Here is a 23755-nt window from a genome sequence, read left to right as displayed (position 1 = left end):
GGGAGCGGGTCCCCCACGGCGTCACGGTCAGCCTGCGTCAGTCTTCGGTGCGGCGCGAAACCAGCTTCCACGTCAGCGGCAGCAGGCCCGCGGCCACGACGATCTTCAGCGTGTCGCCGATCAGGAACGGCGTCACGCCCTTGGCGAACGCGGTGGACAGGTCGAAGCCGGTGGAGGCCATCAGCCACGGCACGCCGAACGCGTAGATCACGACGTTGCCGAGCACCATGGTGCCCGCGGTGCGCACCGGCGTCCGGTCGCCGCCGCGCCCGGCGAGCGCGCCGACCAGGGCACCGGCGAAGACGAACCCGACGATGTAGCCGGCACTCGCGCCGGACAGGCCGGACGTCCCGTGCTGGAACCACGGCACGCCGACGGCGCCGACCAGCAGGTAGACGAGCATCGAGGCGGCACCGCGCGACATGCCGAGCGACGCGCCGACGAGCAGGGCGGCGAACGTCTGGCCGGTCATCGGCACCGGGCTGCCCGGCACCGGGATCGTCAGCTGCGCGGCGGCGCCGGTGAGCGCGGCACCGCCGGCGACCAGCGCGATGTCCCGCACGAGCGTGCCGGGCACGAGGTCGGCCAGCACGGGCCGCTTGCCGGCGAAGGACAGCGAAGACACGAAACCTCCCGAGGTGAACAGGCGACGATCGAGGTTAACGCTCGTTACCGTCCCGGGGACCTCCCGAGTTGCGTTCCTCACCGGCCACTCGTCCGGGTGGACCCGATCAGGGCGGCCGCCGGACCGGCCGATGACGAAGGGCAGAGCTGCGATCTGTCACGGGACCGAGGAGGCCGGAGCGTGCGAAACCCCTGGAAGAGGACATATCGGTTGCTCGCGGTGATGACGCTGGCCGTCCCGCTCCTCGGTGCGGCGGCCCCCGTGACGTCCACCGGATGGGCGTCTTCCGGTTCGGCGGACGTGACGACCGACAACGAGCACATCGTCACCGGTGAACTGGCGAAATGCACCGTCGACGGCCCGTACAAGGGCTGGACGCAGGGCGGCGCCACGGGCGACATCGCCGTGTTCGGGGCCGGCAGCACCGGCTGCGGGCGGTCGGGCGAGGTGTCGATCGCCCAGGCGAGCGGGCGCCGCTTCCGGACGACCGTGCTGCAGCGCTACGGCGGTCCGGTGCTCACGGTGCGCACCTACTCCGCGAAGTGCGCGACGACCGCGACGGGCAGCGGCGGCGAGGTGGCGATCGGCGCCGTCGAGGGCGTCACCGTGCCGGAGCAGATCCCGCCGAACCACCGGATCGTCATCCCCGGCGGCGCCGCGGGCACCGCACTGGCGACGGTGATCCTCAACGAGACCGTGACACCCCAGCCGCCCGACGGCAGCCTGGTGACGCACGCGCTGCACATCAAGCTGTTCCCGCAGGGCGGCCCGGCGAGCGGCGACATCTACCTGGGCACGGCGTTCTGCGACCCGTTCGGCAAGAGGTAGTGGAGCTTTCACGTGAAAGCTCGGGTCAGGCGGTGGTGAAGCGGGAAGCGGCGGCGACGAACTCGCCTGCCCGGGTGGCCAGGTCCGGGAGGCTGCCGCCGGAGGACAGGGCGTCGCCCAGCAGGGGGGTTGCGGCGGCGACGGCGATCGCGCCCGAGCGCAGGTAGCCCTCGACGTCGGCCAGGTGGACGCCGCCGGTCGGGACCAGCGGGACGTCCGGCAGCGGCGCCCGCACCGCGCGCAGGTAGGCGAGCCCGCCGACGGCCGCGATCGGGAACACCTTCACCGCGGCCGCGCCGAGCCGCCACGCCTGGTCGATCTCCGTCGGTGTCAGCGCGCCGCAGATCACCGGGGTGTCCAGGGCCGCGGCGCGCTCCAGGACCGCCGGGTCGACCGTCGGCGTGACCAGGTACGCCGCGCCCGCGCCGACCGCGATGTCCACATCGGACGGTTCGCGGACGCTGCCCGCGCCGACCAGCGCGGCTTCGCCGAGCGCCAGGCGCAGCGCGGTGATCGCCGCGGGCGCGCCCGGCGTCGTCAAGGTCGCTTCGAGCAGGCGGACGCCCGCCGCGTGCAGCACCATCGCCGCGTCGGCGAACCTCGACGCGTCCGACGCCCGCAGGATCGCGACGAGCCGGTGTTCCGCCAGCGCGGCCTGCAAATCCTTCACGCGGCGGTGCCGACGACGGCGGTGCCGGTGTACGCGACGCCCGCCTCGTCGAAGTCCTTCAGCGTCGCGTCGACCGTCGGCTGGGAACCGCCGACGGTCAGGTCCAGCAGCACCCGCACGCCGAAGCCCGCCTTCGCCGCGTCGAGGGCCGTCGCGCGGACGCAGAAGTCCGTCGCGATGCCGACGACGTCGACGTCGGTGACGTCGTGCTCGCGCAGCCAGGCTTCCAGGGACTTCCCGTCGCGGGCCGCGCCTTCGAAGCCGGAGTAGGCGGCGCTGTACTCGCCCTTGGAGAACACCTCGCCGATCGGGACGACGTCGAGCGCGGAGTGGAACGACGCACCCGCCGTGCCGGCGACGCAGTGCACCGGCCAGCTGTCCTTGAAGTCCGGCGTCTCGCTGAAGTGGTCACCCGGGTCGATGTGGTTGTCCCGGGTGGCCACGACGTGGCTGTACCCGCCTTCGGCGGCCTGCTTCGAGATGGCGGCGGCCGCGGCGGCCCCGCCCGGGAGGCCGAGCGAACCTCCTTCGCAGAAGTCGTTCTGCACGTCCACCACGATCAGCGCGGTACCCATCGGTCGAACTCCCTCTCAGAGGAACAACGTCGGAATGGCGGGCTCGCCGTGCGAGAGCTTGAGGCCCTCCCACGGCAGGCTGACCAGGCCACGGCGCAGCCGCTGCCTGGCGTCGTCGAGCGTAGGCAGGTCCGGCTCCGGGCGGCCAGCGCGGATCAGCGGGATCTGCAGCGGCCGGTCGTTGGCTTCCGGCTCGGGTGCGGCGCCCGAGGTCGCCCACACGACCTCCTCGACCGCCGTGCCGGTGCCGCGGTGGCGCCGCAGCGCGGACTTGCGGCCGCCGCGGGACTCCTTGTGCGCGCTGCGCTTGGCGACCGGCTTGCCGTCCACTTCGACCAGCTTGTAGACCATCCCGGCGGTCGGCGCGCCGGAGCCGGTGACGACCGAAGTGCCGACGCCGTACGCGTCCACCGGTTCCGCACGCAGCGCCGCGATGGCGTGCTCGTCGAGGTCGCCGGACACCACGATCCGGGTGTCCTTGGCGCCGAGGGAGTCCAGCTGTTCGCGGGCGCGGCGGGCGAGCGGGCCGACGTCGCCCGAGTCGATCCGGATCGCGCCGAGCTCCGGCCCGGCGACGCGGACGGCGGTCTCGATGCCCGCGGTGATGTCGTAGGTGTCGACCAGCAGCGTCGTGTCCGCGCCCATCTTGTCCACCTGGGCGCGGAACGCCGCCTCCTCGCTGTCGTGCAGCAGCATGAAGGCGTGCGCGACGGTGCCGCGGGTCGGGATGCCGTAGCGGCGCCCGGCTTCCAGGTTGGACGTCGTCGCGAAGCCGGCCAGGTAGGCGGCGCGCGCGGCGGCGACCGCGGCGTACTCGTGCGTGCGGCGGCCGCCCATCTCGATGATCGGGCGGCCGTGCGCGGCGCCGGACATCCGGGCCGCCGCGGACGCGATGGCGCTGTCGTGGTTGAGGATCGACAGGACCAGCGTCTCCAGCAGCACGCACTCGCCGAACGAGCCGGTGACGGTGAGGATCGGCGAGCCCGGGAAGTACAGCTCTCCCTCGGGATAGCCGTCGACGTCACCCGAGAACTCGTAGTCCGCCAGCCAGGCGAGCGTCGCGTCGTCGACGACCGCGGTCGCTTCCAGCTGCGCCAGTTCGGCGTCGGTGAAGCGGAAGTCCGCGATCGCGTCGAGCACCCGGGCGGTGCCCGCGACGACGCCGTAGCGGCGGCCGTCCGGCAGCCTCCTGGCGAAAACCTCGAATACGCAGGGCCGCGCGTGCGTCCCGTCGGCGAGCGCGCTGCCCAGCATGGTCAGCTCGTAGTGGTCGGTGAGCAGCGCAGTGCTGGCCGTGACCGGCTCCGGTGAACCCATGGGGTAAGCCTATTCACCCACATGGCCGGACCTGGCGCGGCGTACCCCGTCCCCTCCGTGACACCATGGGGTGCATGTCCACGCCTGTCGCATCCGAACAGACGCAGGTCGAACCGGTCGGTGCCGAAGTCGCCGAGTCGGACACACCGTGGCGGACCGTGGTGTGGAACGACCCGGTCAACCTCATGTCGTACGTGACGTACGTCTTCCAGAAGCTGTTCGGCTACAGCCGCGACCACGCCACCAAGCTGATGCTGGACGTGCACCACAAGGGCAAGGCGATCGTGTCGTCCGGCAGCAAGGAGAAGGTGGAGACGGACGTGGCGAAACTCCACGCGGCCGGCCTCTGGGCCACCATGGAGCAGCCGTCGTGAACGGTTGGCGGCGCAAGGGCGCGGTGATCCACGCCGGGTTCGAGCAGCAGGAAGCGGCCGTGCTGCGCGGGCTGGTCAGCCAGCTCGAGGACATGCTCACCGCGCGGGCCGAAGAGGCGCCGCAGGACGAGCTCGCCGAGCTGACCGGCATCCGGACCGGGCCCACCGAGTCCCCGGACGACCCGGTTCTTTCGCGGCTGCTCCCGGACTTCCACAAGCTCGACCCGGACAACCCGTCGCGGGAGGACATCGACTCCTCCGCGGCGATGCGGTCGCTGCACGAGCCGGAGCTGCTCGACATCAAGGTCGGCGTGGCGAAGATCGTGCTCGACACGCTGCCCCGCGACGGCGGCCACGTCCGGCTGACCGAGGAGCAGGCCGACGCCTGGCTGGGCGCGCTCAACGACGTCCGGCTGGCGCTGGGCACCGCGCTCGACGTCACCGAGGACATGCCCGACGAACTGCCCGAGGACGACCCGCGGGCGCCGCACCTCGGCGTCTACCACTGGCTGACCTGGGTGCAGGAGACGCTGATCCAGGCGCTGACCGGATGATCACCGACGTGCCCGGTGTCCTGGTCGGGCACCACGAGCGGGTCGGCGACGGCTGGGCCACCGGGACGACGGTGGTCCTGGTGCCCGACGGCGCGGTCGGCGCGGTCGACCAGCGCGGCGGCGCGCCGGGCACGCGGGAGACGAACCTGCTCGAACCGGAGAACCTGGTGCAGCGGGTCAACGCGGTGTGCCTGTCGGGCGGGTCGGCGTACGGCCTGGCCGCGGCCGACGGCGTGATGCGGTGGCTTTCGGAGCGCAACCTGGGCTTTCCCGTCGGGACGCAGCCGCACGAGGTCGTCCCGATCGTGCCCGCGGCCGTGCTGTTCGACCTGCCGCGCGGTGAGTGGGGCAACCGGCCCGACGCGTCCTTCGGGTACGAGGCCTGCGAAGCGGCTTCGGTCTCGTTCGCCCAGGGAACGGCCGGCGCGGGCGCGGGCGCGGCTGTCGGGTCTCTGAAGGGCGGGATCGGCTCGGCCAGCGAGGTCGTCGGCGAGTACACGGTCGGCGCGCTGGCGGCGGTCAACGCGGCCGGGGAAGCCGTGGACCTGACGACGGGCCGTGCCTACGCGGCCGACCACGGCGACTTCGGCGTGACGTGGCCGTCGCGGCCCGCCGACCTGCCGTCCCGCCGGACGGACCTCAACACGACCATCGGGGTCGTCGCCGTCGACGCGGCGCTCTCGAAGGCCGAAGCGCGACGGCTGGCGGTCGCGGCTCAGGACGGGCTGGCGCGCGCGGTGCGTCCGGCGCACACGATGTTCGACGGCGACACGGTGTTCGCGCTGGCCACGGGTGCGCGTGAGCTGCCGGAGGCGAGCGGGCCGTTCGGCGCGGCGGCCCGGCCGGCGGCGCTCGACGCGCTGTGCTCGGCGGCGGCGCGGGTGTTCGCCCGGGCGATGGTGCACGGCCTGCTGGCCGCGACGACCGCGGGCGGGGTGCCCGCCTACCGGGACGTCTGGCCGGAGGCGTTCGCGTAACGCCGGGCGGCCCGGCTCGGATCATCCTGGGGTGCAGCTCGACGAGAAGTGGGTCGTCCGGATCCACGACGACAATGTGAACAGTTCCGCCGGAGTGGCGCTGGTGCTGGCGGAGCTGCTGGACCTGCCGGACGGCGAATCCCTGGCCGCCGCGGAGCGGATCCACACCGCCGGCTCGGCCGCACTCGACCCGCTGCCTGCCGGGCCGGCCGAGGACTTCGCCGCGGCCCTGCAGGTCCGCGGCCTGCGCGCGACCCTCGAGCCGGCCCCGTGACCGACTTCGCGCACGTCACGGCGTGGTCCGGCCGCATCCGGCTCGCCCTGGCGCCGAACACCGCGTCGGTGCTGCACCACACGCTCACCGAGGTGGCGGCCCGGCTGGCCGCCTCCGGGCGCAAGGGGATCGCCGACACGAAGCTGTTCCCCGACGCCTACCGGCACCGCGAGCCCAGCGCGGCCTTCCGGGACCGGCACGGCGCCGCGATGCGCGCCGAGGTGGTGGCCGCGTTCTCCCGCGTGCTCGAGGCGTGGCCCGGCGGCACGGAGCTGGAGCTCGACCGCGCGGGCGCCCGCGACCTGCGGCTCGTCCTCGTCCACGCCCAGTCGGCGTACCTGCGGCAGCCACGCTGGGAGGTGTCGCTCGATCCGCTGTTCGCGACGCGCTGGGGCGCCGAGCGGACGGTCGCCTGGCTCCAGGACCTGGAAAGCCACGTCGCCGCGGCGGCGCTGGCCCGGGCCGACGTGCCGGTGTTCCTGGAGCTCTGAGGCGGTCAGCCGCCCGGGTAGGGGTCCTCCGGGAGGCCGTCGCCGCTGATCTCCAGGTTCGCCGCGCGGACCGCCGCGATGTACTCCTCGTCGATCTCCAGGTCGATGCCGCCGACCGACAGGATCGGCCCGAGCGAGGGGTGGATGTCCAGCGGACCCAGCTCGGTGTCGCGCGGCAGGCGTTCCCAGATCTGCTTCGGCCGGTTCAGGCTCCAGCGGCTGCAGGCCAGGAGGGTGACGTGCCGGTCGGTCACCATGACCAGGAAACCGACCCGGGCCCGCATGCGGTTCACGTACAGCGACATGCCGGGGATCAGGTACTGGATCCGCTCCTCCGTGCCGAGGTACATCCGGCACCGATCGCGTACTTTCGACGACAGCGGCACGCGGCCAGTATCCCAAGAACGCCTGGTGAGCGGTATGTCTCATCATCTGGACGTGCCGTGTCCACCACCTAAGATGTCGGTGTGCTCCGGATCCGCCGTGAACTCGTCGACGAGATCGTCGCCCACGCCCGCCGTGACCACCCCGACGAGGCGTGCGGGGTGATCGCCGGGCCCGAGGGCTCCGACTCGCCCGAGCGGTTCATCCCCATGCTGAACGCGGCCCGGTCGCCGACGTTCTACGAGTTCGACTCCGGCGACCTGCTGAAGCTGTACCGGGAGATGGACGCGAACGACGAGGTGCCGGTGGTCATCTACCACTCGCACACCGCGACCGAGGCGTACCCGTCGCGGACCGACGCGTCCATCGCCGCCGAGCCGGGCGCGCACTACGTGCTCGTGTCGACCCGCGACCCCGAAGTGCACGAGTTCCGGTCGTACCGGATCGTGGACGCCGAGATCACCGAGGAGCCGGTCGAGATCATCGACTGAGCCCCGCCGGAATAACCGCCGCGCCACCGGCGTCTGCGGGTAAGAACCCACCGGAGGTAAGAACCCATGGCCGTGACCGTCTCCATCCCGACCATCCTGCGCACCCACACCGGCGGCGAGAAGTCCGTCGAGGCGAAGGGCGCGACCGTCCTCGAGGTCATCGACGACGTCGAAGCCCGGCACGCCGGCATCAAGGCGCGCCTGGTCAAGGAGGAGAAGCTGCACCGCTTCATCAACGTCTACGTCAACGACGAGGACGTGCGCTTCGCCGGCGGGCTCGAGGCCGAGGTCAAGGACGGCGACACCCTGACCATCCTCCCCGCCGTGGCCGGTGGCTGATCGATGGCTCGCTTCGAGTCCCTGCTCGACGCGCTCGGCGGCACCCCGCTGGTCGGGCTGCCCCGGCTCTCGCCCACGCACGACGTGCGCCTGTGGGCGAAGCTGGAGGACCGCAACCCGACCGGCTCGGTCAAGGACCGGCCCGCGCTGGCCATGATCGAAGCCGCCGAGCGCGAGGGCAAGCTGCGCCGGGGCTCCACGATCCTGGAGCCGACGTCGGGCAACACCGGCATCTCGCTGGCCATGGCCGCCAAGCTCAAGGGCTACGGGCTGGTCTGCGTGATGCCGGAGAACACCTCGACCGAGCGCAAGCAGCTGCTGCAGGCCTACGGCGCGCGGATCGTGTTTTCGCCGGCCGCGGGCGGCTCGAACGAGGCCGTCCGGCGGGCGAAGGAGCTGGCCGAGGCGAACCCGGACTGGGTGATGCTCTACCAGTACGGCAACCCGGCCAACGCCGACGCGCACTACCGCGGCACCGGGCCCGAGCTGCTCAAGGACCTGCCGACGCTGACGCACTTCGTCGGCGGCCTCGGCACGACGGGGACTTTGGTGGGTGTCGGCCGGTACCTGCACGAAGCGAAGCCGGACGTCCAGGTCATCGCGGCCGAGCCGCGCTACGGCGAGCTGGTGTACGGCCTGCGCAACCTCGACGAGGGTTTCGTGCCGGAGCTGTACGACGCTTCGGTGCTCAACGGCCGGTACTCCGTGGGCGCGTACGACGCGCTGCGCCGGACGCGTGAGCTGCTGGAGCACGAAGGCATCTTCGCGGGCATCTCGACGGGCGCGGTGCTGCACGCCGCCCTGGCGGTGGCCGAGAAGGCCGCGGCCCGGGGGGAGCGGGCGGACGTCGCGTTCGTCGTCGCGGACGCCGGGTGGAAGTACCTGTCCACCGGGGCGTACTCGGGGTCGTTGGACGAGGCCGCCGAGCGGCTCGACGGGCAGCTCTGGGCCTGAGCTACACCCGCTTCCAGAGTTCCGGCATGGCGAGGGTTACGCCGTCGGCCGCGGCCAGCCGCTCGAAGGTGGCCATGGTCGTCCCCAGATCGTCGAACACCTTCGGCAGGGGCTTCAGCGGCTTGCTCAGCGGCCGCCAGAACGCGTCCCAGTGGATCGGCCGGACGGTCCGCGCGCCGACCGACCCGGCCGTCTCGCGCCAGTAGCGTTCCCGCCACTGTTCGGTCTGCTTGCCGGCCGCGCCGATGCCGAGGTAGACGACGTCCGCGCGGTACCCGCCCAGCGCGCCGGGCACGAAGTTCGCCGACGCGTGGACCAGCACGTTCCCCGCCGCGTGCGCGATGTGGAACGAGTAGCACCGCCCGGTCTTGAAGGCCTTCGACCTGGCCGGCAGCCGGACCGGCTCGGTGATTTCGCCCGGCACCCGGTCGCCCGCGCTGTGCGCGGTCTCGACCGGCGTCACGGTGAAGGCGCCGAACTCGGCGGGCTTGCCCGGCACCAGTTCCTCGAACGGCTCGGCGGCCAGGCCGTAGCCCTCCTGGACCTTCCGGGTCGAGGGCGAGCCGGCGAGCGTGGCGCCGGTCAGCTCGGCGACGACCGGCGCGTCGAGCACGTGGTCGACGTGGGAATGCGCGACCAGGACGGCGTCCAGCTCCGTGACACCGAGGCGCCGCAGGGCCTCGTCGATCCGGGCGCGGTCCGGCGCCACGCGCGTCGCCGCCAGCTTCAGCAGGGACGGCCGCGAGAAGAAGCCGTCGACCAGCACGGCCGAGCTTCCGTCGGTGACCAGGACGTTCGAGACGCCGGCGAAGGCCGTGCGCGGTTCGGGCATGCTGGGAGTATGAGGGTCATCGGGCTGCTGGGCGGGATGAGCTGGGAATCGTCGATCGAGTACTACCGGCTCGTGAACGAGCGGGTGAAGGCCGTTCTCGGCGGGTTCCACTCCGCGCACACCGTGCTCTACTCCGTCGACTTCGCCGCCATCGAGCGGATGCAGGCCGACGGCCGCTGGGACGACGCCGGGGCCGAGCTGAACCGCGCCGCCAAGGCCCTCGAGGCGGCGGGTGCCGACTTCGTCGTGCTCTGCACCAACACCATGCACAAGGTGGCCGCACAGCTGGAAGATGGCCTCGGCGTCCCGCTGCTGCACCTCGGCGACGCCACCGCCGCGGCCGTCAAGGCCGCCGGTGTCCGCCGCGTCGGCCTGCTCGGCACCGGATTCACCATGGGGCAGCCCTTCTACCGCGACCGGCTGGCCGCGCACGGGCTCGACGTGCTCGTGCCCGGCGCCGAAGACCGCGACCTCGTGCACCGGGTCATCTACGACGAGCTGGTGCTCGGCGTGGTGAAGCCCGAGTCCCGCGAGGCCTACCGCGCGGTGATCGCGCGCCTGGTCGAAGCGGGCGCCGAAGGCGTCATCTACGGCTGCACGGAGATCGAGCTGCTCGTCGGCCCGGCGGACTCGCCGGTGCCGACGTTCCCCACGACCCGCCTGCACGCCGACGCGGCGGTGGACTACGCGCTGGGCACCACCTCGCTGCCCTTGCCACCCACGTGAGCCTCGTGCTGCGCGACGACCTGCCGCCACACCCGCTCGCGCTCCTCGGCCGTGAACAGCGCGGCCGGGATGCCGAACACGTCATCCACCGCCGCCCACCACCCCTCGGATGACTCGAGCAGCTCCTTGGCGCCGTGGCGGTTCAGGGTGAGCGCCCGGAGGGTGTCGGCGCCCGTCGCGTCCCGCCGCAGGAACGCGCAGACCCGCACGAACCCGGACTCCGGCGCCGTCGAGAGCCACGCGTGCTTCTCCGCGAAGTCGGCCATTTCCGCCGCACCGGGCGCGAAGTCCATGCCCGTGAAGCTGCCCGACGGGTCGTGGTCGAACCGCCAGCCACCCGGCACGACCTCCGACCGCCGCAGCCGGTAGGTGTGCGGGCCCTGGACGTAGGTGCCTTCCCGTAGGGGGAGCGGCTCGTGCGGGCCGTCGCCGAGCCCGGCGTCCACCAGCCACGCCGTGCCCGGCGCGTCCGGGAGCCCGGTGACGGTCAGCGCCAGGTGGCTCCGGTCGGCGCCCGGCGCGTCGCCCGGCCCGCCCTGCACCCCGGCCAGGTGCCGCGTGACCTGGTAGCCGAGGGCCCGCAGCAAGGCCGAGAATGCCCCGTTCAGGTGGTAGCAGTACCCGCCGCGGCCCCGCAGGATCCGCGCGACCGACGCCGCGGGCTCGAGCGGGGTCGGCCGGCCCAGCTGGATCTCCAACGCCTCGTACGGCACTCGCTCCACATGTGCCGCGTGCAGCCGCTTCAAGGCCGCGAGGCCGGGCGGCTCGGCGCCGAGGCCCAGCCGCTCGAGGTATCCGGTGACGTCGATGTTCCCCATGCCCGCAGACGTTAGCGGTGACCTCCGACAAAACCGCCGGATCAGGGATTTCACCCGAGGTGGCGGGCCCGCGACCCGACGTAGCCTCGAAGGCGTGAGCACTTCGAACCCCGCCCCGGAAACCGACGCCGCCAAGCGCGTGCTGCCGCCGCGACCGAAGGCGGCCGCGCTCGTCGCGCTGTCGTTCACCCTGCTGCTCTACCTGGTCGAGCTGGCCGACGTGATCCTGCCCGGCGACCTCGACCAGGGCGGTATCCACTCGCGGGCGCTGTCCGGCTTGGACGGTGTGCTGTTCGCGCCACTGCTGCACGCCGGCTGGTCGCACCTGTTCGCGAACACGGTGCCGGTGCTCGTGCTCTCGTTCCTCGCGATGGCCGCCGGGATCGGCCGGTTCGCGCTGGTCACGGCCATCATCTGGGTGGTGTCCGGGCTCGGCGTGTGGCTGATCGGGCCGTCGGACGGCGTCACCGTCGGCGCGTCCGGCCTCGCCTTCGGCTGGCTCGCCTACCTGCTGGTCCGCGGCATCTTCAACCGCGCGGCCGGGCAGATCGTCGTCGCGCTCGTCCTGCTCGGCGTGTGGAGCGGCATGCTGGCCGGGCTGCTGCCGGGCCAGCCCGGCGTCTCCTGGCAGGGACACCTCTTCGGCGCGCTGGCCGGCGTCCTCGCGGCCTGGCTGACCACCCGGCGGTCCCGCAAGGCGGCGCCGGGTAACCTCGAAGCGTGACGTCTCCGCCCGCTGATGCCCCGATCGGTGTGTTCGATTCCGGCGTCGGCGGGCTGACGGTCGCGCGGGCGATCCTCGAGCAGCTCCCCGCCGAGCAGCTCCGGTACGTCGGCGACACGGCGCACAACCCGTACGGCCCGCTCCCGATCGCCACCGCCCGCAGCTACGCGCTCGCGGCGCTCGACGAGCTCGTGGAAAGCGGCGTGAAGGCCTTGGTCATCGCCTGCAACACGGCGTCCGCGGCCTGCCTGCGCGACGCCCGCGAGCGCTACGACGTCCCGGTGATCGAGGTCGTCCTGCCCGCCGCGCGGCGCGCCGTCATCGCCACGCACACCGGCCGCGTCGGGGTGATCGGCACCGAAGGCACCGTGCGGTCGCGGGCCTACGAAGACGCCTTCGCCGCGGCACCCGGCATCACGCTCACCAGCGTCGCCTGCCCGCGGTTCGTGGACTTCGTCGAGCGCGGCATCACGACCGGGCGCCAGGTGCTCGGGCTCGCGCAGGGCTACCTCCAGCCGCTGCTCGACGCCGGGGTCGACACGCTCGTGCTCGGCTGCACGCACTACCCGCTGCTGCAGGGCGTGCTGCAGATCGTGATGGGGCAGGAGGTGACGCTCGTTTCGAGCGCCGAGGAGACCGCGAAGGACCTCGTTCGCGTCCTCACCGAAGGGGACCTGCTGACCACGAGGGACACACCGCCGCGGCACGAGTTCCTCGCCACCGGCTCGGCCGAGCCGTTCACGCGGCTGGCCCAGCGGTTCATGGGCTTCGCCCCGGGTGTCCTCGCTCCCACGACCGCGTAAACGATACCTCCGGCGCTTAGGGTGTCGAAGTGCGACTGACCATCCTCGGGTGCTCCGGCAGCATCCCCGGGCCGAACGCCGCGGCGTCCGGTTACCTGATCGAGGCCGAAGGCTTCCTGCTCGGCCTCGAACTCGGCAACGGCACGCTGGCGCAGCTGCAGGCCGTGGCCGATCCGTTCGACCTGGACGCCCTCGTGCTCACGCACCTGCATCCGGACCACTGCGCCGACGTCAGCGCGCTCACCGTCCTCCGCCGCTACCACCCGGCGCCGCCGTACCCCGCGCGGCCGCGCCTGCTGCCGCTGTACGCGCCGCCGGACGCGCCGACGCGGCTGGCGAACGCGTACGCGCCCAACGAGACCGAGCGGGCCGTCACCGACCTCACCGACGTCTACGCCTTCCGCCCGCTGCGGCCGGAACCGTTCCGGATCGGGCCGTTCGACGTCGTCGCGGCCGAGGTCGACCACCCGACCCCGGCGTACGGCCTGCGGATCTCCTACGGCGGCCGGATCCTCGCCTTCACCGGCGACAGCGGGCCGTGCGCGGCGCTGAACGAGCTCGCCGACGGCGTCGACCTGCTGCTCGCCGAAGCGTCCTGGACGGACTCCACGGAGCGGCCGGCGGGGGTGCACCTGTCCGGGAAGCAGGCCGGCGAGCTGGCGCGTGACGCCGGGGCCGGGCGGCTGCTGCTCACGCACATCGCGCCGTGGACCGACGCCGGTGCGGTCCTGGGCGAGGCGTCGGCCGAGTTTCCCGGAGCCGAGGTCGTCAAGCAGGGTGCCGTCTACGACGTCTGACGCGGACGGTCATAGAGTGCACCCGTGGCTCGTAAAGATGGCAGGACCGACGACCAGCTCCGCGACATCAAGATCACCCGGGGGTTCCAGCAGTGGCCGGCGGGGTCGGTGCTGATCGAATTCGGCAACACGCGGGTGCTGTGCGCGGCGAGCGTCACCGAAGGCGTGCCGCGCTGGCGGGCCGGCTCGGGCCTCGGCTGGGTGACGGCCGAGTACGCGATGCTGCCGTCGGCGACCAACACGCGAGGTGACCGCGAGTCGGTCAAGGGCCGGATCGGTGGCCGCACGCACGAGATCTCGCGGCTGATCGGCCGGTCGCTGCGGGCCTGCATCGACCTGGCGGCGCTGGGCGAGAACACGATCGTCATCGACTGCGACGTCATCCAGGCCGACGGCGGCACCCGCACGGCCGCGGTGACCGGCGGTTACGTGGCGCTGGCGGACGCGATCACGTGGCTGGGCGCGGCGAACCGGCTCAACGACCCGCAGCCGCTGTCGTCGTCGGTGGCGGCGGTGAGCGTCGGCGTGGTCGACGGCCGGGTCCGGCTCGACCTGCCGTACGAAGAGGACTCCCGCGCCGAGGTCGACATGAACGTGGTGGCCACGGACGCGGGCACGCTGATCGAGGTCCAGGGCACCGGCGAGGGCGCGACCTTCGCCCGGTCCACTTTGGACACGATGCTGGACATGGCGCTGGCCGGCTGCGCCGAGCTGACCCGGCTGCAGAACGAGGCACTGGCGCTGCCGTACCCCGGCGAGCTGCCGGAGCCGCGTCCGGACAAGAAGAAGGGCTCGAAGTGACGAAGCTGCTTCTGGCCACGCGCAACGCGAAGAAGCTCGGCGAGCTCCGGCGGATCCTTGCCGCGGAAGGCATTTCCGGCATCGAGGTGCTCGGTCTCGCGGACGTGCCTCCGTTCCCGGAGGCACCCGAGACGGCCCCGGACTTCGAGGGCAACGCGGTGGCGAAGGCCCGCGACGCGGTGACGGCCTGTGGGTTGCCCGCCATCGCCGACGACTCGGGGCTCGCGGTGGACGCGTTGAACGGCATGCCGGGCGTGTTGTCGGCCCGGTGGTCCGGTAAGCACGGCGACGACGAGGCGAACCTGGATCTGGTGCTGGGGCAGCTGCGGGACGTCCCGGACGAGCGGCGCGGGGCGCAGTTCGTGTGCGCCGCGGCGCTGGTGCTTCCGTCGGGGGAGGAGACGGTGGTCCGCGGCGAGTGGCGCGGGACGCTGATCCGGGAACGCCGTGGTACCAACGGGTTCGGGTACGACCCGATCTTCCGGCCGGACGGCGAGTCGCGGACGTCGGCGGAGATGGACCCGGCGGAGAAGGACGCGGCTTCGCACCGCGGGCGGGCGCTGCGCGCCCTTCTCCCGGCGTTGCGGGAACTAGCCGGAAGCTAGTGGACGATCAGGTTCACGCCGGGGCCGAGTTCTTCCGCGCCGGTCAGCGGTGTGTTCCAGACCTCGATCGTCACGTTGGCACCCGCCAAGGGGCTCAGGTCGAGGGCGTGACCGGTGCCCATCAGGGCGAGTTTACGCAATGTCTGCAGGCCGCTGAACGGCCGAAGGTCCAGCTCGGCCGGACCCATCACGGCCAACGTCTCGAGGGGCAGTTTCGCGAGCTCGTGTGCGTCCTCGAGGTCGATGTGCTGAAGGTCCAGGTGTTCGGCGTTGGGGAAAGCAGCCGCGATCATGCCGCCCGGAAGCACCCGTTTCGAGCCGCCGAAGGCACCGTACAGCGCCACGTCCGTCGGCTTCACGAGAGCGGTGTCGCCGCTGAGTGTGCGCTGGGTGCATTCCCAGAGCCGGAGGCGAGTCAAGTTGCTCAGCTCGGCCAAGGCGCCGATACCGTCAAGGCGGTGGAGTTGGTCCAGGTACAGCTCTTCCAGCCGAGTCAGTCCGCTGATGGCGTCCAGGCTTCGCCAGGGGGAAGACCGGAAGAAGGTCGCGCTCCGCAACGATGGCAAGGCATGCAGTTTCTTGATGTTCTTGTATCGCAGCGCGAAATAGAGCGAAACTTCGATCAGCTCGCGGTGCCTCGCCAGCGGGGAAACGTCGACGGCCTGATCGGCCGGGAAGTGCAGCGAGAGGTGCTGCACGTGCGGGACGTCTCCGAGGAAGTCGAGATCTGACTGCTCGTCGGCGGACGACAAGCCCACAGTGAGCTTGGTCAGGTTTTTCAGGCGGCCGACGTGGGGCAGCAGGCGAGAAGACTCGACCGACGCTTCGCCGCCGGCCAGCGGGGAGTCGCTCAGGACCTCCGCGGCGAACCTTTCCGGTTCGAAATACTGCCAGGCTTCGGTCAGTTGGTCCTGCACCAAAGGGCGGCTGTCCTGAGCGTAGCTTCGCAGCAGCTGAAGCGCGTCGTCCCCGGCTGTCAGCGCTGCGGCTCGCACCGTCGCCGCGGCGGCTGCGTCCGAAAGGTCCGCCAAAGTCGGCGGCAGGTAGCGCAAGACCCGGTGGCCGATCGACGCCAATGACTGCGTCTCCCGCATGCTTCGCGGGGGCACCAGCTGTCCGCGGATCACCGCCTCCACCCGCGCGATGACCTCCGGATCCGCGTTGCTGACCGTCTCCAGGCAGGCCGCCGCCAGCAAGCGCAGGTGGCGTGCGTGCCGAGGCTCTTCGTCGGCCCGGTCCAGGATCCCCGCCAGCAGCGCCCCGGCCTGGTGGTGCTTCGCGTGGCCGCAGGCCATCACGATCGTCTCCCACCAGGTGTCCAGGTGGGCTCGTTCGACCAGGGTTTCCAGGTGGTCCTGTTCGGTGGCCTCATTCGCGGCCAGGCACTCCTGGAACGTCCGGTGCACGAAGTCCACGCGGTCGCGCACCGGTTCGCGGAGGACGCCGCTGCGTTCCAGCAGGTGGTCGAGCACCTCGTCCGGGGTGTGGTCGACGTGCGGCAACGACGGCAGCCGGCGGGCGATGTGCTCGCGGACGCGGTTCTTGGGGAGTTCCACTTTCGACGCCAGCGACAGCCGCCACGCCAGGTCGCCCAGCAGGATCTGCTTCTGCGCCTCGGTGAGGATCACGTCGATCTTGCGCTCGGCGTCGCGCAGGTGGAGGAGCATGGACAGGGCTTTGCGGTACAGGTCCATCCGGTCGCGTGGCAGCTCGGACCGGTGAGCCAGGTTCAACGCGCACAACATCGCGCACAGCAACGGACTCGCGGCCAGCATCCGGAGGTGCGGCCGGCTGTCCAGCTGGTTGAGCAGCCGCTGCTGGGCGGCGGGCAGGTCGGTGCCTTGCCGTACTGTGCCACCGGCGTCGGCGGCTTTGTGCCAGCGGGCCACCAGCGCTTCGATGTCGTCGGCACTCATCGGCTCCAGCAGGAGGCAGTCGAAGCCCTCCTGGGCCAGCCAGCGCTGGTCCGCCGCGGCCGTGCGGGACGTGACGACGAACAAGGTGTTTTCGAACGCCAGCGAAAGCTCCCGCAGCCAGGCCTTGACCTCCCGGCGATGGGTGGCACCGACTTCGTCGACGCCGTCGACCAGGACCATGCCCCGGCCGGACTCGAGGATCCGCCGTGCCCAGCCGTCCGGTGGCGCCAGCACCGGCGAGATGTGGCCGACGAACTCCTCCGGCCGCGGCAACGGCTCGGCGGCGAAGCTGCGCAACCGGATCGGGAACGGTACCCGGCCGTTCCAGCCGGCGAGCTTCCCGGTGAACCCGCCGCGGGCCGCCGTCACCGCCAGCCAGTCCAGCAGCGTCGTCTTTCCCGAGCCTGCTTCGCCGCGTACCAGGACCCGGGTCGCTTCGCCCAGCGCTGTTTCCACGCGCATGTTGGCGCTGTGGACCCGGCTGTGCCGCTTCTCGAACCACAGCTCGTCGGTGCGGCGGCCGGTCCGCCGTGGCTCGCCCTCGGGGGAGACGCTCAAACTCAGGTAGGCGACCGTCAACGGCAGCGCCGGCTGGTCGTCCATCGTCAAGCCGAGCAGCTCGAGCCGGTCGAGGGCGTGGGCGAGGTGGCGCAGATACGTCGTCTCGAACTCGGCGTCGCGGTCGACGCCCTCCGGGGCCTTGAGGCTCGTCTTCGGCACTCTGGCCAGCAGCTCGTCGAGCTGGTCAGCCTGACGGCTGAGCCGCCCGAGCACCTCCGCGAGCGCCCTGGGCTGGAACGACGGCAGGTGGCGCACCACCTGCACGAGGTGCCGGCACGCCTGGTCCAGCGCCAGTTCGTAAAGCGCCGCCGCCTGGGGCGCGAGGAGCCGTTCACGCGGCAGGTCGCCGCGGATCTTCCTGGCCAGCTGCTCGGCATCCGCGTCCGCGGCGAGCAGGGCTTCGTCGGACAGGTCCGCCTTGCCCACCGCGTCTTCGACGGCGAGGAAGGCCGCGTCGATCTCGTTCTGCGGCAGTGTCGAGAACCGGTCGGCGAGGACCTGCTCCAGCTGTTCGGCCACCTGCGTCCCGATGGCCTGGACGAGGTTCTCCAGCTTGCGCCGCTCCAGCGGTCCCTTCAGCTCACCGGCCGCCAGCTCGATCAGGTCCGCCGATCGCTCGAAGCCGGCTTTTCGCCGCTGCAGCCACGATTTCGCCGCGGACGAAGCGATCTGCCCGCCGAGTTTCAGCGCCGGTGCTTCCAGGCCCGTCAACTGCCCTCCCGCCCTCAGACCGCCGGTGGAACGCTCAGGCGGCCAGGCCGAGGTCGCGGATCAGCTTCGCCACGTGGCCGGTCGCGCGGACGTTGTACCAGGCGTGGGCGATCTTGCCCGCCGGGTCGACGACGAACGTCGAGCGGATCACGCCCAGGTACGTCTTGCCGTAGTTCTTCTTCTCGCCGTACGCGCCCCAAGCGGAAATCACCGTCTTGTCCGGGTCGCCCAGCAACGGGAACGTCAGGCTCTCGTTCGAGGCGAACTTCGCCAGCTTCGCCTGCGTGTCCGGCGAGATGCCGATGACGCGGTAGCCCGCGTCGTTCAGCTCGGCGAGGTTGTCGCGGAAGTCGCACGCCTGCTTCGTGCAGCCCGGGGTGCTCGCCGCCGGGTAGAAGTACACCACGACGGACTCGCCGCGGTAGTCGCGCAACGACACCTCCTTGCCCTCGCTGTCGGGCAGGGTGAAGTCCGGGGCTTCGTCGCCGGGGGAAAGTCGCTCGGTCATGCCCCCGAGCCTAACCGCGCCGGCTCAGGCCGGGCCGCAGTAGGTGACCGCCGTGGGTTCGGTCGCGCTCGGGCGGATCTGCAGCCTCAGCTGCGTCTGCTCCTGCGGCACCGCGAACGCCAGCGTCAGGTGCACCGAACGGCCCGGCAGCACGTCCTTGCCCGCGTCGGTGATGCCGGTGAACCCCTGGGTCGTGTCCACGACCTGCTTGACCGGGGTGCCCGCCGAGGTGGCCGTGACCGTGAGGCCCGAAAGCTTGTACGTCGTCGAGCCGTCGTTCGTCAGCTCGACGTCGAACACCGCGCCGCGCGGGCTCTGCGGGTACGCCGACGGGCTGGGCCGGAACGACTTCGGGGAGCCGACGGAGATCGTGAGGCCGCCGGCGAACCGGTGGTCGGCGCCGAACTTCAGGTCGTTGCCCGCCGGTGAAGCCGACGCTCCGGCGCCGGCTGGTGAGCCGGCCGCGCCGAGCGCGGCGGTGCCGCCTTGCGCCGAAGGGACCCCGCACGCCACCGTCAGGCTCAGCAATCCTGTGGTGAACATGATCTTGCACGTGCGCGCGAGCGCCATCGCGGGTACTCCAGTCGGCGGGTCGGGGTGCCGTTCGGCAACGGGGATGCCGGGCGAACCCGCTCCACTCTGGCCGTGATCGCGCGCGGTTACGAGGCGCGACGGGGGGTTGTCGCGCACCTGGTGCCGCCCCGTGGCCAATCCGTGACCGGAACGGCACGGCTGGTGACAATCTTTGCCCACATGCCACTTAAACCGCGAGGGCGAACAACAGGATGAAGATCGCGACACCGGCCACCCACGCGGCCATCAGCCAGCCGAAATCGCGGACCGGGTCGACCGCACGGCTCTCTTCGCCGGGCACGTACACGCCGCGTTCCTCGAACCAGTCGGCCCAGCGGGCGAACCAGCGCAACGGGTTGCGCGACGACATGCTTCACCTCCGGGAACCGGCTTCCCCGGTCACAGTACGGGTTCGGCCGGGCCGACCGGAAGGCGCGTGCGATCGCCCGGCCGAGTGGCCGGGTCCGCCAGGTGGGTCGCCCCCGGATGGGCGAACGGCGGCCCCGCTCCGCTCACCACGCGCCACTCGACAACCCACGGCCGGGTGGACCTTGGCGTCGATCGTGTAGAAGCTCAGAGGACTCCGTTGCGCTGCAGGATCGAGACCGCACGGACGGTCGCGTAGCCGCGCCATTCGAGTGCCGCCGCGGGCGAGTAGCTCGCGAAATCCACCCGCCAGCCGCCGTCGTCCTGCTGCTCGCCGGCGAGCCGGCGCAGTTCGGCTTCGACGACGCCGTCGGCGAACAACCGGCGTGCCGGGCGGTGCGGCAGGGGCGCGAAGTCCAGGGCACGCAGGGTTTCGCCGTCCGAACCTCCCGCGACCGGGACGAGCCCGTCGGGCGAGACGAACGTGGCCAGGTGGTCCAGCAGCGAGGAAGCCTCCGCGTGGAAGTCGTCGGCGGCGTCCAGGAACCGCACCGCGAACGACAGCGCGATCGCGTGCGGCGCCGAAGAAAGCTCGCGGATGGCGCGGAAGCAGTACCGCGTCGCCGCCGTCAGCCACGGGTGCTCGCGCACGGACCGGTCGTGGCGGGCGACGCGCAGGGCGACACCGGCGGTGAACGCCGTGCTCTGCAGCGTCGCCTCCGCCGGATCGGCCTGGACCCAGAACGGCGCGCACCCCGCCGGGTCCGCCACGGGCAGCGCGAACGGCAGCCCGCCGTCCGGCGTGGAAACCGACGCCAGCCAGTCACACAGGTGGTGCGCCTGCCCGGCCGTGTCCGGGGCGATCTCCTCGAACACTTCGAAGGCGTGGAGGGCGCCGCCGGGCTGGCTCTCCGGCGCCCGCAGGTCCGGTTCGAGGCCCCAGCCGTAGCCGCCGTCGGGGTTGCGGTAGCCGTCGAGGGCTTGCAGTACCGCGCGGGCCTCCGTCGCGCCGGTGAGCAGTTCGAAACGGCGCCGGTCGAGGACGCGGGCGTGCGTCGCCATGAAGGACGCGGCCGCGGAGAGGTTCACAGGCATGCGACCAGCGTCGCACCCGGCGGTGGCGGAAGTCTTGAACGGATCGGACCTCAGGGCAACTGCGGCCCGGCGGGTGCGGCGGCCGCGCGCAGCCGCGCCGCGTCCTGGCCGGGCGGGGCGCCGAACAGGCGGCGGTACTCGCGGTTGAACTGCGACGGGCTGTCGTAGCCGACGAGGTGCCCGACGCCCGCGACGTCACCCGCGCCGGCCAGCAGCAGCGACCGCGCTTCCTGCAGGCGGATGCGCTTCTGGAACTGCAGCGGGCTCATCGCCGTGGCGGTGCGGAAGTGCCGGTGGAACGCCGACGCGCTCAGCCCGCTCAGCCGGGCGAGCTCCTCGATCCGCACCGGCTCGGCGTAGTTGTCCCGCAGCCACCGGATCGCCCGGCTCACCCGGGCCAGGCCGCTGTCGGTGAGGCCGATCCGGCGGACGAGCTCGCCGTGCGGGCCGGTCAGCAGCCGCCAGAGGATTTCCCGTTCGACCAGCGGCGCGAGCACGGGCGCGTCGGACGGGTGGTCGAGCAGCCGCACCAGCCGCAGCACGGCGTCGAGCAGCTCCGGGCTCGTGTCCCCCGTCGCGAGCGGGGACGACGGCGGCGTGCGGGCCGGCGGCGCCCGCAGCAGCAGCGGGGCGATCGCCGCGGGCCGCAGCGCCACGCCGACGCCCAGCGCCGGCGTCCGCGGCGTGGCCCCGATGAAGTGGCCGGTCACCGGCACGTCCGCGCCGACCAGCAGGTACTGCCCGGCGCGGTACTCGTGCACCTGCTCGCCGAGCAGCAGGCGCTTGCCGCCGTCGGCCATGACCACCAGCAACGGCTCGGCGAGCGAGTGGTGCGGCTCGCTGGTGTCCACTGTGGACAGAAGCAGGCCCGGGATCGGCGTGCGCAGGTCCGCGCGCGCGTGGGCGGCCACGAGGGCGCGGAGTTCGGCGAGCACCTGTCCAGGTAAGCCGTGCCGGCAGGATCGTGCAAGAGGCCGCGCCGATCGATCTACCGTCCGGCAAGGCCTTGGCGGTTTCCTGGAGTGGTCCGATCCGACACACAAGGAGAGTTTCGTGCCACTCGACCACTACGTCACCCTCGGCCGGTCCGGCCTCCGCGTCAGCCCGTTCGCGCTCGGCGCGATGACCTTCGGCGAGGACGCCGGCGGCGCCGGGAGCAGTGTCGAAGAGTCCGAGAAGATCCTCGCCACCTACCTCGACCTCGGCGGGAACTTCGTCGACACCGCGAACTTCTACACCAACGGCCACTCGGAAAAGATCCTCGGCGACTTCTTCGCCGCCCACCCCGGCCGTCGCGAGCACGTCGTGCTGGCGTCGAAGTTCTTCGGCAACATGTTCCCCGGCGACCCCAACGGCGGCGGCGCCGGCCGGGCGTCGATCATCGCGCAGCTCGACGAGACGCTCCGGCGGCTGCGAACCGGCCACCTCGACCTGTACTGGCTGCACAACTGGGACCGCAACACGCCGATCGAGGAGACCCTGCGGACCCTCGACGACCTCGTGCGCGCCGGCAAGATCCGCTACCTCGGTTTCTCGAACACCCCCGCGTGGGTCACCGCGCAGGCCCAGACGACGGCGTTGCTGCGCGGCTGGACGCCGCTGGTCGCGCTGCAGGTCGAATACTCGCTGCTGGCGCGGACGGTCGAGGGGGAGCTCGCGCCGTTCGCGCTCGACCAGGGGCTCGCGCTGGTGCCGTGGAGCCCGCTGAAGAACGGGTTCCTGTCCGGCAAGTACCGGCGCGGCGCGGACGTCGCCGATTCGGCCCGCGCCGCTTTCGTCGGCGGTCCGTCCGATGCGGAGTTCGCCGTCATCGACGTGGTCGCCGAGATCGCCGGGGAGCTGGGGACCACGTCCGCGGCGGTGTCGCTGGCCTGGCTGCTGGCTCGCCGCGGAACGGTCGTCCCGATCGTCGGCGCGCGGCGGCTGGACCACCTGACCGGCAACCTCGCCGGACTGGACGTGACCCTCACCCCCGCGCAGCTGGCCAGGCTGGACGAGGTGTCCGCGCCGGAGCTGGACTACCCGGCTCCGATGCACGGCGCCCAGCGGGCGATGCTGCAGTTCGCGGGGGCGACGGTCGACGGCGAACCGTCCACTGTGTACCCGCCGCTGCTGGCTCGCGAGGTCCGCTACTGACTGCGGAACGTGCGGCGGTAGGTGTCCGGTGGCACGCCGACCGTGCGGTTGAAGTGGCGCCGCAACGTCGTGGCGGTGCCCATGCCGACCGCCTCCGCGATCGCGTCGATGCCGGAGTCGGTGTTCTCCAGGAGTTCCTGGGCGCGGCGGATCCGCTGGGTCAGCAGCCACCGCAGCGGGGTCGTGCCGGTCGCCGAGCGGAAGTGGCGGCCGAGGTGGCGGGAGCTCATGTTCGCCTGCCGGGCCAGGTCTTCCACCGTGAGCGGCCGGTCGAGCCGGGCCGTGATCCACGGGAGCAGCGAAGCCAGCGGGTGGTCGTCGCGCGTGGGCACCGGGGTGGTGACGAACTGGGCCTGGCCGCCGGCCCGGTGCGGCGGCACGACCAGGCGGCGGGCGACGTCGTTGGCGGCCGCCGGGCCGTGGTCGGCGCGGACCAGGTGCAGGCAGAGGTCCATCGCGGCGGCCTTGCCGGCGGAGGTCAGCACGCTGCCGTTGTCGACGTAGAGCACGTCCGGGTCCACCGTCACCCGCGGATACCGCGCGGCCAGGACGCCGGTGTGCGCCCAGTGGGTGGTCGCGCGCAGGCCGTCGAGCAGGCCCGCGGCGGCCAGGACGAACGCGCCGGTGCAGAGCGACGCCACGCGCGCGCCGCGCGAGTGGGCCGCGCGCACCGCGTCGACCAGGTCGGCGGGCGGGGCGGCGTCGACGTCGGCCCACCCCGGCACGATCACCGTGCCGGCGCGCGCCAGCCGGTCGAGCCCGTGGTCGGGTTCCAGCAGGAACCGGCCGACCCGCACGGCGTGGCTGCCGCAGACCGCGAAGTCGTACCTCGGGTGGTCGCCGAACACCTCGGTGGCGATGGTCAGCTCGAAGGAGAGCATCCCGTCGGTGGCGGCCAGCGCGACTGCGTGCATGTCCGAAAGTGTACGG

Annotated in this window: 30 protein-coding genes; 16 read left to right on the top strand and 14 right to left on the bottom strand. The window is 72.2% G+C overall.

Translation table 11 applies throughout. From position 1 onward, the window contains the following. Positions 1 to 37: 37 nt before the first annotated feature. Positions 38 to 625, bottom strand: a complete 588-nt coding sequence (locus AB0G28_RS18250; protein ID WP_361089656.1) for a biotin transporter BioY — start codon at positions 623 to 625, stop codon at positions 38 to 40. 210 nt (positions 626 to 835) lie between these two features. On the opposite strand from AB0G28_RS18250, the gene AB0G28_RS18245 reads away from it, so the two are divergent. Next, positions 836 to 1453, top strand: a complete 618-nt coding sequence (locus AB0G28_RS18245; RefSeq protein WP_361089859.1) for a choice-of-anchor P family protein — start codon at positions 836 to 838, stop codon at positions 1451 to 1453. A gap of 25 nt (positions 1454 to 1478) precedes the next feature. Here AB0G28_RS18245 and AB0G28_RS18240 read toward each other — a convergent pair whose 3' ends face one another. Genes AB0G28_RS18240 through AB0G28_RS18230 form a run of 3 tightly spaced genes read right to left on the bottom strand, consistent with a single transcriptional unit; the run spans position 1479 to position 4015 of the window. Beyond that, on the bottom strand, positions 1479 to 2123 hold the full coding sequence (locus AB0G28_RS18240) for a bifunctional 4-hydroxy-2-oxoglutarate aldolase/2-dehydro-3-deoxy-phosphogluconate aldolase (RefSeq protein WP_361089654.1): 645 nt from the start codon (positions 2121 to 2123) through the stop codon (positions 1479 to 1481). Continuing rightward, positions 2120 to 2698 (bottom strand): isochorismatase family protein, encoded by a 579-nt coding sequence (locus AB0G28_RS18235; protein ID WP_361089652.1) that lies wholly within the window; start codon positions 2696 to 2698, stop codon positions 2120 to 2122. The genes AB0G28_RS18240 and AB0G28_RS18235 overlap by 4 nt, the downstream gene beginning before the upstream one ends. Before the next feature lie 15 nt (positions 2699 to 2713). Further along, complete coding sequence (locus tag AB0G28_RS18230) at positions 2714 to 4015, bottom strand: nicotinate phosphoribosyltransferase (protein ID WP_361089650.1); 1302 nt, start codon at positions 4013 to 4015, stop codon at positions 2714 to 2716. A 74-nt stretch (positions 4016 to 4089) separates the two neighbouring features. Between AB0G28_RS18230 and clpS the strand changes: the two genes are divergently transcribed. From clpS to AB0G28_RS18205, 5 genes are read left to right on the top strand one after another with little or no spacing between them, the layout of a single operon-like run. Continuing rightward, positions 4090 to 4389: an ATP-dependent Clp protease adapter ClpS gene (gene clpS / locus AB0G28_RS18225; protein ID WP_043776748.1), complete on the top strand. Its 300-nt coding sequence runs from the start codon at positions 4090 to 4092 to the stop codon at positions 4387 to 4389. Next, positions 4386 to 4943 carry a DUF2017 domain-containing protein gene (locus AB0G28_RS18220; RefSeq protein ID WP_004560463.1) on the top strand — a complete coding sequence of 186 codons (558 nt, stop codon included), beginning with the start codon at positions 4386 to 4388 and terminating at the stop codon, positions 4941 to 4943. Before clpS ends, AB0G28_RS18220 begins: the two co-directional genes overlap by 4 nt. Beyond that, entirely contained in the window at positions 4940 to 5920 is a 981-nt protein-coding gene (locus tag AB0G28_RS18215; RefSeq protein WP_361089648.1) for a P1 family peptidase, read from the top strand. The genes AB0G28_RS18220 and AB0G28_RS18215 overlap by 4 nt, the downstream gene beginning before the upstream one ends. A 31-nt stretch (positions 5921 to 5951) precedes the next feature. Further along, positions 5952 to 6194: a Clp protease ClpS gene (locus AB0G28_RS18210; RefSeq protein ID WP_361089646.1), complete on the top strand. Its 243-nt coding sequence runs from the start codon at positions 5952 to 5954 to the stop codon at positions 6192 to 6194. Further along, on the top strand, positions 6191 to 6685 hold the full coding sequence (locus tag AB0G28_RS18205) for a hypothetical protein (protein WP_361089645.1): 495 nt from the start codon (positions 6191 to 6193) through the stop codon (positions 6683 to 6685). The genes AB0G28_RS18210 and AB0G28_RS18205 overlap by 4 nt, the downstream gene beginning before the upstream one ends. Before the next feature lie 5 nt (positions 6686 to 6690). Here the strand turns inward: AB0G28_RS18205 and AB0G28_RS18200 are convergent, their stop codons facing one another. Further along, positions 6691 to 7071, bottom strand: a complete 381-nt coding sequence (locus tag AB0G28_RS18200) for a hypothetical protein (RefSeq protein WP_361089643.1) — start codon at positions 7069 to 7071, stop codon at positions 6691 to 6693. A gap of 81 nt (positions 7072 to 7152) precedes the next feature. Here AB0G28_RS18200 and AB0G28_RS18195 point away from each other — a divergent pair, with 81 nt between their 5' ends. The 3 genes from AB0G28_RS18195 (at position 7153) to AB0G28_RS18185 (ending at position 8853) form a co-directional block, all read left to right on the top strand. Next, the gene (locus AB0G28_RS18195; protein ID WP_361089641.1) at positions 7153 to 7560 is read left to right on the top strand and encodes a M67 family metallopeptidase; all 408 of its coding nucleotides are present in this window, start codon (positions 7153 to 7155) and stop codon (positions 7558 to 7560) included. Positions 7561 to 7626: 66 nt separating this feature from the next. After that, the gene (locus tag AB0G28_RS18190) at positions 7627 to 7899 is read left to right on the top strand and encodes a MoaD/ThiS family protein (RefSeq protein WP_004559268.1); all 273 of its coding nucleotides are present in this window, start codon (positions 7627 to 7629) and stop codon (positions 7897 to 7899) included. Between the two features lie 3 nt (positions 7900 to 7902). Continuing rightward, a complete protein-coding gene (locus tag AB0G28_RS18185; protein ID WP_361089639.1) occupies positions 7903 to 8853 on the top strand; it encodes a cysteine synthase in 951 nt (316 codons plus the stop codon). 1 nt (position 8854) lies between these two features. Here the strand turns inward: AB0G28_RS18185 and AB0G28_RS18180 are convergent, their stop codons facing one another. After that, positions 8855 to 9685 carry an MBL fold metallo-hydrolase gene (locus tag AB0G28_RS18180; protein ID WP_361089637.1) on the bottom strand — a complete coding sequence of 277 codons (831 nt, stop codon included), beginning with the start codon at positions 9683 to 9685 and terminating at the stop codon, positions 8855 to 8857. 9 nt (positions 9686 to 9694) lie between these two features. On the opposite strand from AB0G28_RS18180, the gene AB0G28_RS18175 reads away from it, so the two are divergent. Further along, complete coding sequence (locus tag AB0G28_RS18175; RefSeq protein WP_361089635.1) at positions 9695 to 10411, top strand: aspartate/glutamate racemase family protein; 717 nt, start codon at positions 9695 to 9697, stop codon at positions 10409 to 10411. On the opposite strand, the gene AB0G28_RS18170 is transcribed toward AB0G28_RS18175, so the two are convergent. Beyond that, entirely contained in the window at positions 10369 to 11229 is an 861-nt protein-coding gene (locus AB0G28_RS18170; RefSeq protein ID WP_361089633.1) for an arylamine N-acetyltransferase, read from the bottom strand. The two genes, AB0G28_RS18175 and AB0G28_RS18170, sit on opposite strands and share 43 nt — an antisense overlap. Before the next feature lie 94 nt (positions 11230 to 11323). Here AB0G28_RS18170 and AB0G28_RS18165 point away from each other — a divergent pair, with 94 nt between their 5' ends. The 5 genes from AB0G28_RS18165 to rdgB are packed head-to-tail and all read left to right on the top strand — an operon-like array spanning position 11324 to position 14959. Then, a complete protein-coding gene (locus AB0G28_RS18165) occupies positions 11324 to 11953 on the top strand; it encodes a rhomboid family intramembrane serine protease (protein ID WP_361089631.1) in 630 nt (209 codons plus the stop codon). After that, positions 11950 to 12756, top strand: coding sequence for a glutamate racemase (murI, locus tag AB0G28_RS18160; protein ID WP_361089629.1), 807 nt, complete (start codon positions 11950 to 11952; stop codon positions 12754 to 12756). Before AB0G28_RS18165 ends, murI begins: the two co-directional genes overlap by 4 nt. A 29-nt stretch (positions 12757 to 12785) precedes the next feature. Next, positions 12786 to 13553, top strand: coding sequence for an MBL fold metallo-hydrolase (locus AB0G28_RS18155; protein WP_361089627.1), 768 nt, complete (start codon positions 12786 to 12788; stop codon positions 13551 to 13553). Positions 13554 to 13577: 24 nt separating this feature from the next. Further along, complete coding sequence (rph, locus tag AB0G28_RS18150) at positions 13578 to 14354, top strand: ribonuclease PH (RefSeq protein WP_091317310.1); 777 nt, start codon at positions 13578 to 13580, stop codon at positions 14352 to 14354. Further along, positions 14351 to 14959: an RdgB/HAM1 family non-canonical purine NTP pyrophosphatase gene (gene rdgB / locus AB0G28_RS18145; protein WP_361089625.1), complete on the top strand. Its 609-nt coding sequence runs from the start codon at positions 14351 to 14353 to the stop codon at positions 14957 to 14959. Before rph ends, rdgB begins: the two co-directional genes overlap by 4 nt. On the opposite strand, the gene AB0G28_RS18140 is transcribed toward rdgB, so the two are convergent. The 6 genes from AB0G28_RS18140 to AB0G28_RS18115 form a co-directional block, all read right to left on the bottom strand. Continuing rightward, a complete protein-coding gene (locus AB0G28_RS18140) occupies positions 14956 to 18147 on the bottom strand; it encodes an NACHT domain-containing protein (RefSeq protein ID WP_361089624.1) in 3192 nt (1063 codons plus the stop codon). The two genes, rdgB and AB0G28_RS18140, sit on opposite strands and share 4 nt — an antisense overlap. 34 nt (positions 18148 to 18181) lie before the next feature. Further along, positions 18182 to 18655, bottom strand: coding sequence for a thioredoxin-dependent thiol peroxidase (gene bcp / locus AB0G28_RS18135; RefSeq protein ID WP_361089622.1), 474 nt, complete (start codon positions 18653 to 18655; stop codon positions 18182 to 18184). A 24-nt stretch (positions 18656 to 18679) separates the two neighbouring features. Beyond that, the gene (locus tag AB0G28_RS18130; protein ID WP_361089620.1) at positions 18680 to 19225 is read right to left on the bottom strand and encodes a hypothetical protein; all 546 of its coding nucleotides are present in this window, start codon (positions 19223 to 19225) and stop codon (positions 18680 to 18682) included. Positions 19226 to 19415: 190 nt separating this feature from the next. Continuing rightward, complete coding sequence (locus AB0G28_RS18125) at positions 19416 to 19598, bottom strand: hypothetical protein (protein WP_004559256.1); 183 nt, start codon at positions 19596 to 19598, stop codon at positions 19416 to 19418. A 203-nt stretch (positions 19599 to 19801) separates the two neighbouring features. Beyond that, positions 19802 to 20689 (bottom strand): hypothetical protein, encoded by an 888-nt coding sequence (locus AB0G28_RS18120; protein ID WP_361089618.1) that lies wholly within the window; start codon positions 20687 to 20689, stop codon positions 19802 to 19804. A gap of 50 nt (positions 20690 to 20739) precedes the next feature. Further along, positions 20740 to 21624 (bottom strand): AraC family transcriptional regulator, encoded by an 885-nt coding sequence (locus tag AB0G28_RS18115; RefSeq protein WP_361089616.1) that lies wholly within the window; start codon positions 21622 to 21624, stop codon positions 20740 to 20742. A 118-nt stretch (positions 21625 to 21742) separates the two neighbouring features. Between AB0G28_RS18115 and AB0G28_RS18110 the strand changes: the two genes are divergently transcribed. Continuing rightward, the gene (locus AB0G28_RS18110; protein WP_361089614.1) at positions 21743 to 22825 is read left to right on the top strand and encodes an aldo/keto reductase; all 1083 of its coding nucleotides are present in this window, start codon (positions 21743 to 21745) and stop codon (positions 22823 to 22825) included. Here AB0G28_RS18110 and AB0G28_RS18105 read toward each other — a convergent pair. Next, entirely contained in the window at positions 22819 to 23739 is a 921-nt protein-coding gene (locus tag AB0G28_RS18105; RefSeq protein ID WP_361089612.1) for a helix-turn-helix domain-containing protein, read from the bottom strand. The genes AB0G28_RS18110 and AB0G28_RS18105 overlap by 7 nt on opposite strands. Positions 23740 to 23755: the final 16 nt, after the last annotated feature.

Source organism: Amycolatopsis sp. NPDC021455 (assembly GCF_040640995.1).
Classification (GTDB): Bacteria; Actinomycetota; Actinomycetes; order Mycobacteriales; family Pseudonocardiaceae; genus Amycolatopsis.
The sequence above is the reverse complement of the archived record's forward strand: the minus strand, read 5'-3'. Positions and strand labels throughout refer to the sequence as shown.

Bases quoted from the DNA above. Each gene is read 5' to 3' on its own strand.
- AB0G28_RS18215 (WP_361089648.1), top strand. From the start codon at position 4,940: ATGATCACCGACGTGCCCGGTGTCCTGGTCGGGCACCACGAGCGGGTC.
- AB0G28_RS18230 (WP_361089650.1), bottom strand. From the start codon at position 4,015: ATGGGTTCACCGGAGCCGGTCACGGCCAGCACTGCGCTGCTCACCGAC.
- AB0G28_RS18130 (WP_361089620.1), bottom strand. From the start codon at position 19,225: ATGGCGCTCGCGCGCACGTGCAAGATCATGTTCACCACAGGATTGCTG.
- AB0G28_RS18185 (WP_361089639.1), top strand. From the start codon at position 7,903: ATGGCTCGCTTCGAGTCCCTGCTCGACGCGCTCGGCGGCACCCCGCTG.
- AB0G28_RS18170 (WP_361089633.1), bottom strand. From the start codon at position 11,229: ATGGGGAACATCGACGTCACCGGATACCTCGAGCGGCTGGGCCTCGGC.
- clpS (WP_043776748.1), top strand. From the start codon at position 4,090: ATGTCCACGCCTGTCGCATCCGAACAGACGCAGGTCGAACCGGTCGGT.
- AB0G28_RS18125 (WP_004559256.1), bottom strand. From the start codon at position 19,598: ATGTCGTCGCGCAACCCGTTGCGCTGGTTCGCCCGCTGGGCCGACTGG.
- AB0G28_RS18120 (WP_361089618.1), bottom strand. From the start codon at position 20,689: ATGCCTGTGAACCTCTCCGCGGCCGCGTCCTTCATGGCGACGCACGCC.
- AB0G28_RS18105 (WP_361089612.1), bottom strand. From the start codon at position 23,739: ATGCACGCAGTCGCGCTGGCCGCCACCGACGGGATGCTCTCCTTCGAG.
- bcp (WP_361089622.1), bottom strand. From the start codon at position 18,655: ATGACCGAGCGACTTTCCCCCGGCGACGAAGCCCCGGACTTCACCCTG.
- AB0G28_RS18180 (WP_361089637.1), bottom strand. From the start codon at position 9,685: ATGCCCGAACCGCGCACGGCCTTCGCCGGCGTCTCGAACGTCCTGGTC.
- AB0G28_RS18190 (WP_004559268.1), top strand. From the start codon at position 7,627: ATGGCCGTGACCGTCTCCATCCCGACCATCCTGCGCACCCACACCGGC.
- AB0G28_RS18235 (WP_361089652.1), bottom strand. From the start codon at position 2,698: ATGGGTACCGCGCTGATCGTGGTGGACGTGCAGAACGACTTCTGCGAA.
- AB0G28_RS18175 (WP_361089635.1), top strand. From the start codon at position 9,695: ATGAGGGTCATCGGGCTGCTGGGCGGGATGAGCTGGGAATCGTCGATC.